We start from the raw sequence: 17,285 nt of genomic DNA, 5'->3' as shown, positions 1-17,285 counted from the left end.
CGAGAAGATCTCCGCTGCGTGCGGTACTGCGGTCCACCGGGCCGAACTGTTGAACGAATCCCCCCAGAAAGCAACAGAAGCACTCAGCGGCGGGCGCAATCGTAGCAGGGATCCGCTACTAGATGAACGATTCCAAGGGGGCAGTGATCGAAGGCGATCACTGAGCGTAGGACGGGTGGTCGCGTGTAGTCGTTGTGCCAGATCTCGGCGGTCGGTGAGTTTCTTCGAGCTGGCCGCCGAGGAGGTGACGTTCATGACGCGCAACGAGCGAGGCCCCCGAACGTTGATCGAGATGTCTGACGTCTCAATCACGTTGCTCGGGGGCCTCGTTGGTCATCTATCCTGCCGCACTCGACCTGCCGCATGCGCTGGTGGAGTGGGTGACGATGCTGGTCGTCACCCGTGAGGGTGACCGGCGCTGCAAGCTTCGCCCGTCGCAGCGTGCGATGGTGGCGCTGGTGTACCTGCGCGAACACATCACCCTGGCGAAGATTGCTGCCGGGTTCGGGATCAGCGAGTCCACCGCTCACGCCTACACCAGTGCGGTCGTCGACCTGCTCGCCGAGCGCGTGCCGGGTCTGCTGAAGGTCCTGCGCGAGGCCGAGGCGGACTTCGTCCTGTTGGACGGCACTCTTGCCGAGTGCGACCGAGTCGGTGACGGACGCGCGGACTATTCCCACAAGCACCGCCGCCACAGGGTGAACGTGCAGGTGGTCACCGATCCGGGCGGCCGACTGCTGTGGCTCTCACCGGCCATGCCGGGCCGGGCCCACGACCTGACCGCGGCCCGCACCCACCGGATCATCCGCATCTGCGAGCGCCAGGGCGTCCCCATCCTCGCCGACCTCGCCTACCAAGGCGCAGGCCCCTGCGTGACCACGGGGATCAAACGTAGGCCCCTGCGGGAACTCACCCTCACCGAGAAGACCGTCAACCGGGCCCTGTCTGCGGCACGGGCACCCGTCGAACGCGGCGTCGCCCGCCTGAAGTCCTGGCAGATCTTCCGCAGATCCCGGTGCAGTCCAAACCGCATGACGTCAATCGCCCAGGCCATCCTCACCCTGGAGCGGCAACGCTGAAGAAGCTCAGTGTGCGGGGGTCGAAGCCAGCGAGTCTGAGCAGCGACGCCTCCCGGCTGTCCGCGTCAACAACCAGGAAGGGGTTGGCGGAGAGGAAGTCGTAGTAACCGATCCTAGCCCAGCCACCGCCCATACGCACCATGCGCTGGTGGCGTTGGCGGCGCAACCCGCTACGCCGCCCAAGCGACCTGCTCAGACCTGCGCAGTTCGAGGGCGGCGATCGCCTCGCTGGCCGTGTTGGTGGCGAAGCAGGTCAACCGCATGCCGTCGGCGTCGGTGAAACGCAACTGGGCACCGGGGTGCGGCCGCTCCTTGCGCACGATCAGCCGCAGGCCCTTCGGACAGCCCGTCAGGCAGTCGCCGGCGAGTTCGGCCACCCAGGCGCCGTCGCGGATGTCGCCGTCGGGTTCCACGGCCGGCGTCCAGGCCGAGGCCGGGACCTTCAGGACGGCCTGGTGGACGGCGTCGGTGATGGTCATCCCGACCGAGTACGACAGCCCGCGCCGGGCGAGCCAGGCGACGAACTCGTGGGTGCCGCCGCCGGAGTCGGTACGGATCAGCGTCTGACGCCCGCGCCGGAGCCGTTTCGGCAGCTGGGCCAGGGCCAGTTTCGTGGCTTCGATGTGGTCGGCGGCGGTGTTGGAGCCAGCGTTGCCGGGCCGCAGCAGGCCCACGACCGGCTCGCCAGACCCGCCGCGGCCGTGGTCGACGAACCCCATCAGCGGGTGGTGCCCGAACGTCTTCTTCCAGGTCGCGGCGGCGTCCTGCTGCTCGGAGTGCGCCAGGACGAGGACCCCGTCGATGTCCACGATCACCTGCCCGCCCGCATCCGGCGCCGCGTCACCGGCCAACCGCCAGACGTGTTCACGCACTTCGGCACGGGCGGTGCGCAGCGCGGCGAGGACCCGCTTGCCGCCCGAGGCCAGCTGTCCGACCAGGCGAGAGACCGTCGGGTCGGAGGTCACCGGCCCGAATACGGTCGGCTCAGCCCGCAACAGGGCCACGTCGGCTAGGCAGTCCCCGCCCAGCGCGAGGGCAAGCGCCACAACGAGCAGGATCTTTCCCGGATCGTGCACCGCCCGCGGCTTGCGCCACGGCTCAAGCGCCGCCGACATCGCCGCATCCAGACCGGTCTTGCGGGCCGTCTCGACCAGCAGCACCGCACCGGCCTGCGAAACCACGCCGCGACCACCGCCCTCGGCGCGGACACGCGGATAGAACCCGATACGCTTCTTCACCTGGAAAGTGCCTCCGGCGGTGGCGGGAACAACGACCTCAGCAATCCTCATTTTCGCTGGTCAGAGGCACTTTCTACGTTCATCATCAACAGATGGACAGCCCACCTCGGAAAGCCCGAGGTTAGGAAACGCCCTTGCGCAACGACGCGAGGAGGCGGTCGAGGTCCCCGCGGGCCGTGTACGTACGGATCGGGTCGATGTAGTCGCGAGACTCGATGATCTGACCGTCCCGCACACGCATGACGAAGACGCAGGGCACCTTGGACCTGGAGTCGTCCGGCAACGTGAACTCGTAGGCGAACTCGGCGACGATCACTTCAGGATCGGCGGTCTCGTGGACAACGACATCGACGACACTCCTCTTCGGCAAGGACTCCCGAATTTCCGGCGGCACCGTGAAGTGCTCCCGGAGCGCACGCCGACTCGTCAACGGCTCGGACTCCGGCGTCGCCATCGGATGCCGGACATCGGTAACCTCGCCGTACAGGTCAGGCAACTCGCTTGAGTTCCCGTCGGCGACCCCATGAACAAGGCGGAGAAACACCTCACGCGGACTCAGACTCACAAGACCCCCCAAGTGATATACGCACAGGCAGCTAACGATCATTATCGCCTGATGCGAGCCGGTGTTGCGGACTGTCTCGACCAGCAGCACCTCACCCGTCTGATCCCAGGCTCAGCACGCCGAGCGCGGTGTCGTGGTAACGGGCGATGCCGATCATGTGACCGGGCCAGGCCCTCGCCGGATGCTGACCGCACTCACCGCCTGTCCGACGCTCAGCGACGCGCCGTATTTCCGCCCGCGTCCGAGAGGTCTTGGCGCCGGTCAGCGGCTGTTGTCGGGGCTGCGGACCACCGCCACTGGGCACTGTGCATGATGCAGCATGGCCTGGCTCACCGATCCGAGCAGAAGTCCGGCAAAGCCGCCGCGTCCGCGTGCACCGACCACCAGCAGCTGGGCCGTGCGGCTCGCCTCGATCAGCGCCTCACGCGTCCCACCGTGGACAACCTCCCTCTTCACGCTCACGCCTGGGTACGTCACCTGGTGGCCGGCGAGCGCCTCGGACAGGAGACGTTCCTTCCGCGCGGCCAGCGCTTCCGGGGCGTTCGCGTACGGCGCCGCCTCGTCCTGCGGCGTCGGCATCGGCGCGTTCCAGGTGGTCCAGGCGTGCAAGGCAACGAGGTCGACCCCGCGTAGTGCCGCCTCGGCGAAGGCGAAATCCACTGCTCCGGCACCGGCCGAGGATTCGTCGACCCCCACCATGATCGGCCCTGTGTCCTCGCCTTGTTCGCGGACGACCAGAACCGGGCACCGGCCATGGGCTGCGAGATGCACCGCCGTCGACCCCACCATCAGCCCGATGAAGCTCCCCATACCCCGCGACCCGACCACCACGAGGTCCGCGGCACGCGATTGCGCCTCCAGGACCGTCAGCGGTTCACCCGTCACCACAGCGCGGAAGACATCGACTTCCGGTGCCACCGTCCTGGCGCGCTCCTCCGCCTCGGTCAGCACGCGTTCCACCATGTTGCGCAAGCCGCCCTCAGGAGGGCCCAGCGGCGACGGGCCGAGTTGCACGTGCATGGCGGGCCAGATGAACGCATGCACAAGCCGCAACCCTGCGCCGCGCCACCGCGCCTCCTGGGCCGCCGCCGCCACTGCGGCCAGGCTCGAGGCTGAACCGTCGACGCCCACGACAACCAGACCGCTCATCACACCTCCCTGTCCGTACCTTCCAGGTTCACCCCGACGACTTCCTGCTGCCAAAGGATCAAGAAGTCATCGCATGGGCTGGTCCGGCGGCTGCCCGTCAATCACTGGTAGCAGGGCTCAGCACGGGGCTGTCGAACAGTTCGGACAGCACGTTGCGATCGGGGATGGCCGGCTTCAGACAAGTCGAGTCGTCGGGTTTCGACGGTCGGCGGCTCGGCGCAGGGGCTTGGTCCCCGCCACGCTGTGCCCGTACTGCGTCAGCGCTCGGTGGCGGAAACAATGAGGGCATGGCTCCTTCGACGAGCGCGGGACTGCCGCCCTCCTGGCACGCTCTGTCTGCCGGTGAAGTGGCCGCCGGGCTCGATGTGGATCTTTCCTCGGGGCTGTCGTCGGATGAGGCTGCGCGGCGGCTTGCGGAGTATGGGCCGAACCGGCTCGCGGAGGCTCCGGCAGAGCCCGGATGGCGGGCGTTCCTACGGCAGTTTCAGGACTTGCTGATCGTCATCCTGCTGGTTGCAGCGGCGGTCAGCCTGGTGGTGTCCCGGGAGTGGGAGACGCCGGTGGCGATCGTCGTCGTGGTGTTGCTCAACGCGACGATCGGGTTTGTTCAGGAGTCTCGCGCCGAGGCGGCGCTGGATGCCCTGCGCCAGATGACCGTGACGACCGCCACCGTCCGTCGTGACGGACGAGTGGCACGGCTGGACGCCGAGGAACTCGTGCCCGGGGACGTGGTGGTCCTGGCGCCCGGTGACCGGGTGCCCGCCGACGGCCGGCTGTTCTCGTCGAGCTCGCTGGAGGTGCAGGAATCCGTCCTGACGGGTGAGGCCATGGCGGCGGCGAAGTCGGCGGATGCCACCGTCGGAGCCGAGGTGCCGCTGGCAGACCGGGTGACCGCGGTGTACATGAACACGGCGGTCACCCGCGGTCGCGGGGAGGTTCTGGTCACCGACACCGGCATGGCCGGCGAGACCGGCCGCATCGCCGACATGCTCCACAAGGCCCAGCCGGGGCCGACACCGCTGCAGCGGCAGATCGACGCCCTCAGCCGCACCCTGGCCTGGGTCTCCGGGGTGGTCATCGTCACTGTCTTCATCCTGGGGCTGGTGCGCGGGCAGGATTTCGGTGACCTGTTCGTCAGTGCCGTGTCCTTGGCGGTCGCGGCCATCCCTGAAGGGCTGCCGGCCGTCGTGGCCTTCACGCTGGCCATGGGGACCGGACGGATGGCCAAACGAGGCGCGATCGTCAAACGGCTGGCATCGGTGGAGACCCTGGGCAGTACCTCGCAGATCTGCACCGACAAGACCGGCACACTGACCTTGAATCAGATGACGGCGCGGGAGCTGCTGCTGGCCGGCCGCCGGTTCACGGTCTCGGGCCAGGGCTACTCCTTCGACGGCCGCATCCGCACCACCGACGGCTCGCCGGTGCCGGCCACCATGGACGATGCGGTGACCGCGATGGCCCTGTGCTCCGATGCCGTGCTCCGGGACGGGCAGGTGGTGGGGGACCCAACGGAGGGCGCGCTGGTGGTGCTGGCCGAGAAGGCCGGCATCGACGTGGCGCGGCTGCGCCAGGAGCGGCCCCGGCGACTGGAGATCCCTTTTGACTCCGCTTACAAGTTCATGGCGACCTTCCACGACTGGACCGATGACACCGGCCGCGAGGTGATCCGGTGCTTCGTCAAGGGTGCCCCTGATGTGCTGGCCGACCGTGCGGACCGCTACCTCGGCGGCGAGACGATCCTGCCGTTCGACGAGGAAGCCCGGCAGCGCTACGGCCAGGCCAACAGCGCCCTGGCCGGACAGGGCATGCGGGTACTGGCCCTGGGGGCCGAGGACTTCCCAGCCGAGGGCTTCCAGGCTCCACAGGACCCGAAGGAGTTGCTTGACCGGGTGGTGCTGCTGGCCCTGGTCGGCATCGTCGACCCGCCGCGGACGGAGGCGCGCGCGGCGATCGGCGAGTGCCGCAACGCCGGGATCCGGGTCCGGATGATCACCGGTGACCATGCGAGGACCGCCGGGGCCATCGCCGGTGAACTCGGCATCCCGGGGCGGGCCATCACCGGCGCCGAACTGGACCAGATCGACGACGACGCCCTGCCCGGCCGGTTTGACGAGGTGGGGGTGGTCGCCCGGGTGTCGCCGGAGCACAAGATCCGGATCGTGCGGGCGCTGCAGGCCCGCGGGGACGTGGTCGCCATGACCGGCGACGGAGTCAACGACGCACCCGCGCTGCGCCGGGCCGACATCGGAGTGGCAATGGGCGTCACCGGGACGGAGGTGACCAAGGAAGCCTCGACGATGGTCCTGACCGACGACAACTTCGCGACCATCGTGGCCGCCGTCCGCGAGGGACGGGGCATCTACGACAACATCGTGAAGTTCGTCCGCTTCCAGGTCTCGACGGCACTGGGCTTCGTGACCACGTTCCTGGTCAGCTCACTGACCGGCCTGGCAGGGGGCGCACCGTTCACGGCACTGCAGATCCTGTTCGTCAACCTGGTGATGGACGGCCCGCCGGCGATGTCCCTCGGAGTCGACCCCGTCAGCCCGGACGCGATGAGCAAACCCCCACGCCCGACCGGCGAACCCATCCTCAGCAGAAAGCGGCTTGCCCGGATCCTGCTGACCAGCGCAGTGATGGCGGCAGGCACCCTCGCGGTGCTGACCTGGGGACCAGGGCCGGAAGCGGAAGCGGGGCAGGCCACCGTCGCGGGCACCATGGCCTTCGTCACCTTCGTCTTCTTCCAGGTCTACAACCTGCTCAACGTCCGGCACGACACACACAGCGTGTTCAGCAGGCGGACGCTGGAGAACCCCTCGATGTTCGTCGCCGGTGCCGCCGTGATCGTGCTGCTGGTTCTCATCGTCGAGATGGACGCCCTGCACGGCTTCTTCACCACGACCAACCTGACCTCCAGCCAGTGGCTCGTGTGCGCAGCCGTCGGCTCGACCATCCTGTGGGTCGGCGAGCTGGTCAAGACGGTGCTGCGGTCTCGTACCCGCCGCCGCACGCGCGCACGGACCATGCAGCCGCAGCCCAGCAGAACACAGTGAGTTCGGGTCCATCGGCCAACGGCGGGCACCGGATGCGGCGCCACGTATCACCCTTCAGTGCTGGTCATACACCAGGAGGCCGTCCTCACGCAGCCGGGCACCGACTGTCGGCCGGTGTTCGGTCAGTCGCTCGTCATGGGACAGGTGCAGCACCGGGGCCCCGCGCGCGAGTACCGCGAAATCGGCGATGATCCGCCGGTGGCAGCGCCACCACACCGCCTCCGCGCACATGACCGTGGTGCGCACGGCCGCGGCCTGCATGAGCAGCTCGTCCATTGCCGCCACGAACTGCGGGTCCCGCGTGTACCCGGCGTATCCGCGGAAGGAGGCGTTCTGCCAGAACGTGTCGGGTGAGTCCGGCGCGGTCCTGCGGAAGCCCCCGAGTCGGGGTTCCCACCGGTAGGCGATCCCCTGACGCGGCATCCACTGCTCCAAGGCGCCTCGGTTCGTGTCCGGGTTGTGACGGCTTCCCGGAGCGGTGCGGACGTCGACCACAGCCAGCACGTCGGCGCCGGCGAGGAGGGCGGCCATCTCTTCTCTGCTGGCGGTGCTGTGCCCGAAGGTGAGCAGCTGTCCGCGGCTCTGGTCCGCGCGGTTCACACGTCAGCCCGGTTTGGCGACGGTGAGGAGCACCGCCGCATCGTCGATCGCCTGGAGGGCGTGGCGTGCCGGCGGGATGACGATCAGGTCGCCGCTGCGCCCCTCCCAGGTGGTCTCGCCGCTGGTGAGCCGCACGCGTCCGCGCAGCACGAGCAGGGTCGCCTCCCCGGGGTTCTCGTGCTCGGCCAGCGACGTTCCGGCGGTCAGGGCGAGGACGCTGTGGCGCAGTGTGTGCTCATGGCCGCCGTAGACGGTGGTGGCGCTGCGTCCGCTGGAGGTGGAGGCGGCCCGTTCCAGTTGCTCGCGAGCTTGTGCGTCCAGGGAGATCTTCTGCATGTGTGCGGTCTCCAGGTATGTGGGGCGGCATCCATCCGCTGGTGCGCCGTTCGAACAGTCCCGCATGGCTGGACGCGCCGACCGGCACCGACTCCTACCCACTCGACGGATCGGTGGGGTGTCCCTGTCGGCCGCGATCGTATGGCGTATTACCCGTATTTCACACAGCGTGGAGGTGTATAGGAGTAGAAGGTGTGAATTTCATGGGTGGACGGGACTCGGCCTTGAACGTCGTGGTGGGTGTCGACGGCTCGCCTTCGTCGCATGCCGCGCTGCGGTGGGCGGTCCAGTATGCCGAGCTGATCGGCGGTGACGTGGTGGCAGTGGCTGCCTGGGAGCTGCCCTGGGCGTACGGGTGGTCCGCGCCTGCGGTGGATCCCACGTTCGACCGTACGATCGCGGAGCAGGGCCTCGTCAACCAGGTGCACCAGGTTCTCGGCGAGTCGGGCGCCGCCCAGGTGCGAAAGCGTCTGGTCAAGGGCAATCCCGTCGAGGTGCTGCTCAGTGAGGCGGAAGGGGCCAAGGCCCTCGTGGTGGGCAGCCGGGGCATGGGCGGATTCCGTCGAACGCCGCTGGGCTCCGTGAGTCAGCAGTGCGCGATGCACGCCACGTGTCCGGTCGTCATCGTTCGTGGGACCGTCGAGGTGACAGACGCCGGTACACAGGCCGAGTGAGGCGGGGTCCGCTGCGGGTGACCCCCCTTGGCGGCCCCGTCTCTGGTGCACAGACGGGCGGCATGCGACGACATCCTTGGCGACCCACCCCGGGTCGGCCGGGAGAATCGGGGAGGCGGACCGAGCCTGCGCCACCGGAGACTGCGGATTCGGCCGGGGGGTGCCGTTCATGGGCGTCGGTGTGTCGTTGATGCTTCGGGAAGCCGGCGGTGCGGTTCTCGGCACGGTGTCATTGGGGGAGCAGGGCGCGCAGGGCGTAGGGCAGGATGCCGCCGTGCCGGTAGTAGTCGGCTTCCGTGGGGGTGTCCAGGCGCACGCGTGCGGTGAACCGTGTGGTGCCGCCGGCCCCTTCCGCCTCGACGGTGACCTCGTCGTGCAGCTCGGCCAGGCCGTGGATGGTGTACTGCTCCTCACCGGTCAGGCCCAGAGAGCGGACGCTGTCGCCGGGGGCGAACTGCAGCGGCAGGACGCCCATCCCGATCAGGTTGGAGCGGTGTATCCGCTCGAAGGACTCGGCCAGGACGGCCCTGACGCCCAGCAGCGCGGTTCCCTTGGCGGCCCAGTCCCGCGACGATCCGGAGCCGTACTCCTTGCCGGCGATGACGAGTAGGGGGACGTCCTCGGCGGCGTACCGCCTCGCCGCCTGGTAGATCGTGGTCTGCTCGCCGTCGGGCAGGTGCCGGGTGTAGCCGCCCTCGGTTCCGGGCGCCAGCAGGTTGCGCAGCCGGATGTTGGCGAAGGTGCCGCGGATCATCACCTCGTGGTTGCCGCGCCGGGAGCCGTAGGAGTTGAAGTCCCCGGGCGCGATGCCGTGGGCCTGCAGGTACTCGCCCGCGGGTGAGTCCCGTTTGATGGCGCCGGCCGGGGAGATGTGGTCGGTGGTGACCGAGTCGCCGAGCAGGGCCAGCACCCGGGCGCCGATGATGTCCTCCTGCGGCTGCGGCCTGCTGGGCATGTTCTCGAAGTAGGGCGGCTTGCGCACGTATGTCGAGGCGGGATCCCAGGTGAACAGGTCACCCTCGGGAGTGGGCAGGGCCCGCCACCTCTCGTCGCCGGTGAACAGGTCCGCGTAGCCGTCGGTGAACATGCCCGGCCGCAGACTGGCGGAGATCACCTGCTGGATGTCGTCCTGGGTGGGCCAGATGTCGCGCAGGTGGACGGGCCGGCCGTCTTTGCCGGTGCCCAGCGGGTCGCGGGTGAGGTCGACGGCCATGGAGCCGGCCAGCGCGTAGGCGACGACCAGCGGCGGTGAGGCCAGATAGTTCAGTTGCGTCTCGGGGTGGATGCGGCCTTCGAAGTTGCGGTTGCCGGAGAGCACCGAGGCCACGGTGAGGTCTGCCTTGGCGACTCCTTGCGAGACTGCGGGGATCAGGGGGCCGGAGTTGCCGATGCAAGTGGTGCAGCCGTAGCCGACCAGGTCGAAGCCGAGTGTGTCCAAGTACGGTGTCAGTCCCGCGCGTTGGAAGTAGTCCATGACGATCCTCGACCCCGGCGCGAGGCTGGTCTTCACCCAGGGCTTGGACCGCAGGCCGCGCTCGACGGCGTTCTTGGCCAGCAGCGCGGCGGCGACCATCACCTGGGGGTTGGATGTGTTGGTGCAGGAGGTGATTGCGGCGATCACGACGGCGCCGTGTCCGATCTCGAAGCTGCTGCCGTCTTCCAGCGTCACCGGGACGTGCTCAGGCGGCCGTGCCTTGCCCGTTCCGGTCGCCTCCAGGCACCCCGGCTGGTCGCCGGGGTGGCTGCCGGTGACGGCCACCGGATCGGACGCCGGGAAGGACTCCACGCCGCTCTGGTCCAGGCCGACCGGGGCCGCGTCGCAGGTCACGTCGCCGTCCAGGACAGCGCGCAGGACCCTCGAGGCGTCAGCCAGGGCGATGCGGTCCTGCGGCCGTTTCGGTCCCGCGATCGAGGGGACGACGGCTGACAGGTCCACTTCGAGGGTCTGCGAGTAGTCGGGGGTGTGGCCGGGGTCGTGCCACAGTCCCTGCTCTTTGGCGTACGCCTCCACCAGCGCCACATGCCCGGGGGGCCGGCCGGTGAGCCGCAGGTAGGAGAGGGTCTCTGCGTCGATGGGGAAGATCGCGCAGGTGGCGCCGTACTCCGGGCTCATGTTGCCGATGGTGGCCCGGTTGGCCAGCGGCACCTCGGCCACGCCGGGTCCGTAGAACTCCACGAAGGAGCCCACGACGCCGTGCTGGCGCAGCCGCTCGGCGATGGTCAGCACCAGGTCGGTGGCGGTGCTCCCTTCTGGCAGCCCGCCGGTGAGCCGCACGCCGATGACCTTGGGGATGAGCATGCTCACCGGCCGGCCGAGCATCGCTGCCTCCGCCTCGATGCCTCCCACCCCCCAGCCGAGCACGCCGAGCCCGTTGACCATGGGGGTGTGGGAATCGGTCCCGACCAGGGTGTCCGGGAAGGCCGTGCCGTCCTCGGCGAACACCACCCGGGCCAGGTGTTCCAGGTTGACCTGGTGGCAGATGCCGGTGCCCGGGGGCACGACGCGCAGATTCCGCAGCGCGGTCTGCCCCCAGCGCAGGAATTGATACCGCTCCCGATTGCGCCGGTACTCCAACTCCACGTTGCGGCCGAACGCCTCGGGAACGCCGAAGTAGTCGGCGATCACCGAGTGGTCGATCACCAGCTCCACGGGCCGCCGCGCCTCGATCAGCGCCGGATCGCCGCCGAGCGCAGCCATGGCCTCGCGCATCGCCACCAGGTCCACGATGCACGGCACCCCCGTGAAGTCCTGCATCAGCACCCGCGCAGGCGTGAACTGCACCTCGGTCGCCGGCTCCGCCGCCGGGTCCCAGCCGGCCAGCGCCTCGATCTGGTCGGCGGTGAAGGTGCGGCCGTCCTCATGGCGCAGCAGGTTCTCCAGCAGCACCTTGAGGCTGTACGGCAGCCGTGGTGAGTCGGGCAGGGCGTCGAGCCGGTGGAGCGAGTAGGAGGTGCCATCGGCGTCGAGCGTGCCGCGGGCGGCGAAGCTGTCCAAGGACATGGGCGTGCCTCCCCAGTACGGATCGGGCGGAGATCGGCACGGGCCGGGGCCCCACCAACGCGTCCCGGCGAGGGTCCCGCGCCCGGATCGGCCGTCCGCCCTGGGACTCGCATGCCGGTCGGCTCGCCGACCTCTCCCGCCGTCGCCTCAGGTCACCACCCTGCACCGGGCCCCGGTCCGCCGTGTGACAGGTCCGGCGCTGCCCGGGCAGTACCGCCTAGACGGGCGGAACCAATCAGAGTCAGTCTCGACCACGCATATTCGGCCCGCAAATGGGGCGAATCCGGCAACCCAGTGGGAGGGGATGCGGGGCTCCGGGCTTGGCGCATCCAGCCTGCGTGCCGAGCGGAGGGGTGATAGGACGGATCGAGGGTCTCGTCCGCATTTGCCCGGAATCGATGGGAAGGGGACTCCGGATGGCGAAGATCGCGATCAACGGTCTCGGACGCATCGGGCGGGCCGCGTTCAAGATTCTCCACGACCTCGACGGGGTTGAGGTGGCTGCGGTCAACGACCTGGTCCCCGCCGAGAATCTGGCTTACTTGCTCACCCACGACACTGTCTACGGACGCTATGGGAAGTCCGTCACCGCTGCCGGTGACGCGCTGGTCGTCGACGGACACACCGTCCCGCTGTACAGCCGCCGCGACCCGGCCGAGCTGCCGTGGCACGAACTGGGCATCGACCTGGTCCTGGAGTGCACGGGTGCCTTCCGGCGCGAGGAGGAACTGACCCGGCACCTGTCCGCGGGCGCACGATTCGTGATCCTCTCGGCGCCCGCCCGCACCGAGACGATGGCCACCGTCGTCCACGGCGCGAATATCGCCCCGGCTGGGCAGCAGGTCATCTCCTGCGCGAGCTGCACGACCAACTGCATCACCCCGGTGGTGGAAGTGATGAACCGCAGAATCGGCGTGGAGCGGGCCGTGATGACCACCATCCATGCCTACACCTCCACCCAGCAGCTCATCGACGGGCCCAGCAAGGACTTCCGGCGAGGCCGGGCCGGAGCGGCCAACATGCTTCCCGCCTCAACCGGCGCCGCGCTCGCGACCACCAAGGCGCTCCCGGAGCTGGTCGGCCGCTTCGACGGCGTGGCCGTCCGGATCCCGATCGCGGTCGGATCGATCGCCGACATCGTGCTCGTCACCTCCCGCCCGACAACGATCGAGGAAGTGAACGAGCACTTCCGTGCGGAGGCCACCACCGACCGCTACAGCGGCATCCTCGGCGTCTCGGACGAGCCGATCGTCTCCAGCGACATCATCGGCGACTCCCGCGCCTCGATCGTCGACGCGGCGATGACCCGGGTCGTGGACGGCACCCTGGTCAAAATCATGAGCTGGTACGACAACGAGTGGGGCTTCACGCACCAGATGGTCCGCGAGGCGCTCTCCGTGCTCGGCGTCACCCAACCGCGGTGAGAAGCGAAGCGCCCCACCGCAGTCGAGCGGACCGGCCGTTGCACCCACCGGGAAGGAACACGGTGAAGGTCAAAGAGATCATGACCACCCGGGTGGTCACCGTGGCAGAGGACACCCTGGTGGCCGACATCGCCGCGGCGCTACGCGGGCACCGGATCAGCGCCGTGCCGGTCCTGGACACCGCCGGCGCGGTGGTCGGCCTGGTCAGCGAGTACGACCTGCTCGCCCGCGAGGGAGCCACCGCCCGCGAGGTGATGACCCGCGAGGTCATCACCGCCACCGAGGACACCGACGTCGAACAGGTACGCCACCTGCTGGTCGAACGCCGTATCCGACGCGTCCCGGTCCTGGCCGGACAGCGCCTGGCCGGCATCGTCAGCCGGTCCGATGTGATTGCGCTGCTCACCACCGAATGGGCCTGCCAGGTCTGCGGACAGACCGAGCGCGGCCCTCAGCCGCCACCGCGTTGTCCCACCTGCGACGCCGACAAGAACCGGTTCACTCAGCAGGCACCGCCCCCCGGCAGTTGACGCGCCGCGGCAGACAGCAGGCCCCGACAGCAGGAGACACCGGCCATGGACCCGACGCAGGACCGTACCGACCCGCACCCACAGGCACCGCCGGCGAGTGAGGACCCGGCGGCGCTGCGCGGCTACTACCGGCAGATGGCCCTGATCCGGCGCTTCGAACTGCGGGCCGCGGAGATGTACACCCGGGCGAAGATCGGCGGCTACTGCCACCTCAACCTGGGCGAGGAAGCCACCGTCGTCGGCCTGATGGCCGCACTGCGGCCGACCGACTACCTGTTCACCACCTACCGCGACCACGGCTATGCGCTCGCCCGCGGCGCCGACCCCGGCAGGGTGATGGCCGAACTGTTCGGCCGCTCCACGGGCCTGTCCGGCGGGCGAGGCGGCTCCATGCACCTGTTCGACGCCGGGCTGCGACTGCTCGGCGGCTACGGGATCGTCGGCGGCCAGATGCCCCCGGCGACCGGGGCGGCCCTCGCGATCGCCCACCGCGGCGAGCCCGGACCGAACAGCGAGGCCGTGATGTGCCTGCTGGGCGACGGCACCACCAACATCGGCGCCTTCCACGAATCTCTCAACCTCGCCGCCGTATGGCACCTGCCCATCGTCTACGTCATCGTCAACAACCACCTCGGCATGGGAACCCCGGTCGAGGCCGCCTCAGGAGAACCCGCGCTGTACCGGCGCGGCTGCGCCTACCGGATCCCAGGCGCTCGGGTGGACGGCAACGACGTGATCGCCGTCCGCGACGCAGCACAGACCGCTCTGGAGCAGGCGCGCACCGAGCACCGGCCCCGGCTTCTGGAGGCCGTCAGTCACCGGCTGCGCGGCCACTCCGTGGTCGACTCGGCCCGCTACCGCTCGGCGCAGGAGGCCGAGCGGCTGCGTGAGCAGGACCCGCTGCCCGCCTTCCGGGCCCGCCTGATCGAGGACCGCATCCTCGTCAAGAGGCGGCGGACCGCATCGACGAGGAATGCGAGCAGGCGGTCACCGCCGCCGTCGACTTCGCCGACGCCAGCCCGCCCCCGGACGTCGCCACCCTGTTCGACCACGTCTACGCCACCGAGGTCGCCAACACCCACTTCGGCCTGCCCGGAGACAGCCCGACCGGTCCCGGGCTCTTCGCCGACCGCCCCGGGAAGGAGTAGCCGTGGCCGCTGTCACCTACCGCCAGGCGCTGCACGACACACTCCGGGCGGAGATGCTGCGGGACGAGAACATCCTGCTGATCGGTGAGGAGATCGGCGTCTTCGAAGGCTCCTACAAGATCACCACCGGGCTGCTGGACGAGTTCGGCCCCCGTCGGGTGCGCGACACGCCGATCTGCGAGGAGGGCTTCGTCGGCGCAGCGGTCGGCGCGGCCATGCTCGGTCTGCGGCCGGTCGTGGAGATCATGACCATCAACTTCAGCCTGCTGGCCATCGACCAGATCGTGAACCACGCCGCCAAGATGCACGCCATGTTCGGCGGCCAGGTCTCGGTGCCGATGGTGATCCGCACCCCCGGAGGCGGCGGGCAACAACTGGCCGCCACCCACTCGCAGAACCTGGAGGTCTTCTACGCCCACGTGCCCGGGCTCAAGGTCGTCGCCCCCGCCAGCCCGGCGGACGCCAAAGGGCTGCTGACCGCCGCCATCCGCGACGACGACCCGGTGCTCGTGCTGGAGAACCTCGCGCTGTACAACACCAAGGGTGAGGTCCCCGACGGCGAGCACACCGTGCCCATCGGCACCGCGCAGATCACCAAACCCGGCCGGGACCTCACCGTCGTCGCCTACTCGCGCGCCGCAGCGATCGCCCTGGACGTAGCCCACCGCCTAGAGACGGAGGGCATTTCGGTCGAGGTCGTCGACCTGCGCAGCCTGCGACCGCTGGACCGGCAGACCGTGTGCATTTCGGTACGCAAGACCACCCGCGCCGTCATCCTCGAAGACGACTGGCTCAGCTACGGCATCGGCGCCGAGATCGCGGCGACCATCGCCGAGGGGGCCTTCGACCGCCTCGACGCGCCCGTCCGCCGCGTCGCCGCCGCCGAGGTCCCCCTTCCGTACGCCAAACAGCTGGAGACCGCCGCCCTGCCCGACGCGGCAGCACTGACCCGGGTGATCCACGAAACCCTCGACGCCACCGGTTTCACCGCCCACCCGACCACACCCGCAGGCGGTTAGGAGGCCCGTGATGCCCGAAGTCCTCATGCCCCGCCTGTCCGACACCATGGAGGAGGGCACCCTGAGCCGATGGCTCACCCACGAGGGCGCCCCGGTCCGCAAGGGCGATGCCATCGCCGAGATCGAAACCGACAAGGCCGTGATGGAACTGGAGGCATACGACGAGGGGCCCCTCACCCGCATCCTCGTCGCCGAAGGCACCACCGTGCCCATCGGAACCCCTCTCGCCGTCATCGGAACCGAACCCCAGGCCGCGCCGGACCAGCCTGCACCTGAGCAAGCCCGTCAGACGGCCGCACCCGCCCCGGCACCGCCCGCAAGGCCGACCGAAGGCCCCGCGCAGACCATCCCCGCCACCGCCGAGCCCCCCGCGCCCGCCCGGAGGGACGAGCAGGAGGTGCGCACCTCCCCGCTGGCCCGGGCATTGGCCCGCCGGCACGGCATCGACATCACCACGCTCACCGGCAGCGGCCCCGGAGGGCGCATCGTCCGCGCGGACGTGGACGACGCCATCTCCCGGCACGGCGGACAACCAGGCGCCATCCGGCCCCCCACCGCACCCGAGCCCGCACAGCCCGCCGGACCCGCAGCGGCGCACCAGACACCCGCCGAGGAGGCCGAAGACGACGAGGAAGTGCCACTGAGCACCATCCGCCGCCTCACCGCACAGCGCCTGACCCAGAGCACGCAGCAGGCCCCGCACTTCTACCTGACCACCGTCATCGACGCCGAACCGCTGCTCACCTTCCGAGCCGACATCAACGCGCAACTCGGCGAACCCGGCCCCCGCATCAGCGTCACCGACCTGCTCGTCAAAGCGTGCGCGACAGCCTTGCGCACTCACCCGCAGGCCAACTCCTCCTGGGACAGCACTCGCATCCTGCGCCACCGCCGCAGCCACATCGGCATCGCCGTCGCCCTCGAGGACGGACTGACCGTCCCCGTGGTACACGACGCCGACCGCAAGACCCTGACCCAGATTGCCCGCGAGGCCCACGCCCTGGCCGACAACGCCCGCGCCGGCCGCCTCGCATTGGAGGACCTCAGCGGCGGCACCTTCACCATCAGCAACCTGGGCACCTACGGCGTCGACCACTTCACCGCCCTCATCAACCCGCCCCAGGCCGCGATCCTCGCCGTTGGCGCCGCGCAAACCCAGCCCGTCATCCGCGACGGCGAACTCGCCGTCGGCACGACCATGGCGCTGACCTTGTCCATCGACCACCGCGTCCTGGACGGCGCCACCGCCGCCGCTTTCCTCGCCGACCTCAAAACACTCCTCGAACACCCCCTGGGCATCGTGCTGTAGCCGATGGAGACGCTGCCCGCTCACACACCCGGACGTCGCCTGTGCCGCTGGTCTTCGCCGCCCGCCAACCGCGTCTGCGGCATCGCCGCACCACGGGTTCAAGTACCGCCAGTACAGCGAGAGCACGCCGGGCCGGACCACCACGGCCCTCAGACCG

General features: G+C 69.6%; 13 protein-coding genes and 1 pseudogene. 8 read left to right on the top strand and 6 right to left on the bottom strand.

Features of this window, described 5'->3' with window-relative positions:
• Nucleotides 1-329 precede the first annotated feature (329 nt).
• A complete protein-coding gene (locus IG99_RS13240) occupies nt 330-1,079 on the top strand; it encodes an IS5/IS1182 family transposase (RefSeq protein WP_037673282.1) in 750 nt (249 codons plus the stop codon).
• 200 nt (nt 1,080-1,279) lie between these two features.
• On the opposite strand, the pseudogene IG99_RS13235 reads toward IG99_RS13240, so the two are convergent.
• The 3 genes and pseudogenes from IG99_RS13235 to IG99_RS13225 form a co-directional block, all read right to left on the bottom strand.
• Nucleotides 1,280-2,317 (bottom strand): annotated as a pseudogene (locus IG99_RS13235) (IS1380 family transposase); the annotation flags it as partial.
• A gap of 121 nt (nt 2,318-2,438) precedes the next feature.
• On the bottom strand, nt 2,439-2,972 hold the full coding sequence (locus IG99_RS13230) for a nuclear transport factor 2 family protein (protein WP_234311840.1): 534 nt from the start codon (nt 2,970-2,972) through the stop codon (nt 2,439-2,441).
• 171 nt (nt 2,973-3,143) lie between these two features.
• Nucleotides 3,144-4,031, bottom strand: coding sequence for a universal stress protein (locus tag IG99_RS13225; protein WP_037673280.1), 888 nt, complete (start codon nt 4,029-4,031; stop codon nt 3,144-3,146).
• Between the two features lie 287 nt (nt 4,032-4,318).
• Between IG99_RS13225 and IG99_RS13220 the strand changes: the two genes are divergently transcribed.
• Nucleotides 4,319-7,087, top strand: coding sequence for a cation-translocating P-type ATPase (locus tag IG99_RS13220; RefSeq protein ID WP_037673278.1), 2,769 nt, complete (start codon nt 4,319-4,321; stop codon nt 7,085-7,087).
• A 54-nt stretch (nt 7,088-7,141) separates the two neighbouring features.
• Here IG99_RS13220 and IG99_RS13215 read toward each other — a convergent pair whose 3' ends face one another.
• A complete protein-coding gene (locus tag IG99_RS13215) occupies nt 7,142-7,618 on the bottom strand; it encodes a DUF488 domain-containing protein (protein WP_078947693.1) in 477 nt (158 codons plus the stop codon).
• A gap of 72 nt (nt 7,619-7,690) precedes the next feature.
• Nucleotides 7,691-8,023, bottom strand: a complete 333-nt coding sequence (locus tag IG99_RS13210) for a cupin domain-containing protein (protein WP_037673275.1) — start codon at nt 8,021-8,023, stop codon at nt 7,691-7,693.
• A gap of 203 nt (nt 8,024-8,226) precedes the next feature.
• Between IG99_RS13210 and IG99_RS13205 the strand changes: the two genes are divergently transcribed.
• On the top strand, nt 8,227-8,697 hold the full coding sequence (locus IG99_RS13205; RefSeq protein WP_037673273.1) for a universal stress protein: 471 nt from the start codon (nt 8,227-8,229) through the stop codon (nt 8,695-8,697).
• A gap of 229 nt (nt 8,698-8,926) precedes the next feature.
• Here IG99_RS13205 and IG99_RS13200 read toward each other — a convergent pair whose 3' ends face one another.
• Nucleotides 8,927-11,698, bottom strand: coding sequence for an aconitate hydratase (locus tag IG99_RS13200; protein ID WP_107055901.1), 2,772 nt, complete (start codon nt 11,696-11,698; stop codon nt 8,927-8,929).
• Nucleotides 11,699-12,114: 416 nt separating this feature from the next.
• On the opposite strand from IG99_RS13200, the gene gap reads away from it, so the two are divergent.
• The 5 genes from gap (at nt 12,115) to IG99_RS13175 (ending at nt 17,128) form a co-directional block, all read left to right on the top strand.
• Nucleotides 12,115-13,122 (top strand): type I glyceraldehyde-3-phosphate dehydrogenase, encoded by a 1,008-nt coding sequence (gene gap / locus IG99_RS13195; protein WP_037673271.1) that lies wholly within the window; start codon nt 12,115-12,117, stop codon nt 13,120-13,122.
• Between the two features lie 62 nt (nt 13,123-13,184).
• On the top strand, nt 13,185-13,652 hold the full coding sequence (locus tag IG99_RS13190) for a CBS domain-containing protein (RefSeq protein WP_037673269.1): 468 nt from the start codon (nt 13,185-13,187) through the stop codon (nt 13,650-13,652).
• 45 nt (nt 13,653-13,697) lie between these two features.
• Nucleotides 13,698-14,888: a thiamine pyrophosphate-dependent enzyme gene (locus tag IG99_RS13185; RefSeq protein WP_234311839.1), complete on the top strand. Its 1,191-nt coding sequence runs from the start codon at nt 13,698-13,700 to the stop codon at nt 14,886-14,888.
• Complete coding sequence (locus IG99_RS13180) at nt 14,803-15,819, top strand: alpha-ketoacid dehydrogenase subunit beta (RefSeq protein WP_037673266.1); 1,017 nt, start codon at nt 14,803-14,805, stop codon at nt 15,817-15,819. The genes IG99_RS13185 and IG99_RS13180 overlap by 86 nt, the downstream gene beginning before the upstream one ends.
• A 10-nt stretch (nt 15,820-15,829) precedes the next feature.
• Entirely contained in the window at nt 15,830-17,128 is a 1,299-nt protein-coding gene (locus IG99_RS13175; protein WP_037673264.1) for a dihydrolipoamide acetyltransferase family protein, read from the top strand.
• Nucleotides 17,129-17,285: the final 157 nt, after the last annotated feature.

The sequence above is a fragment of the Streptomyces griseus subsp. griseus genome (assembly GCF_000720255.1).
Classification (GTDB): Bacteria; Actinomycetota; Actinomycetes; order Streptomycetales; family Streptomycetaceae; genus Streptomyces; species Streptomyces griseus_I.
The sequence above is the reverse complement of the archived record's forward strand: the minus strand, read 5'-3'. Positions and strand labels throughout refer to the sequence as shown.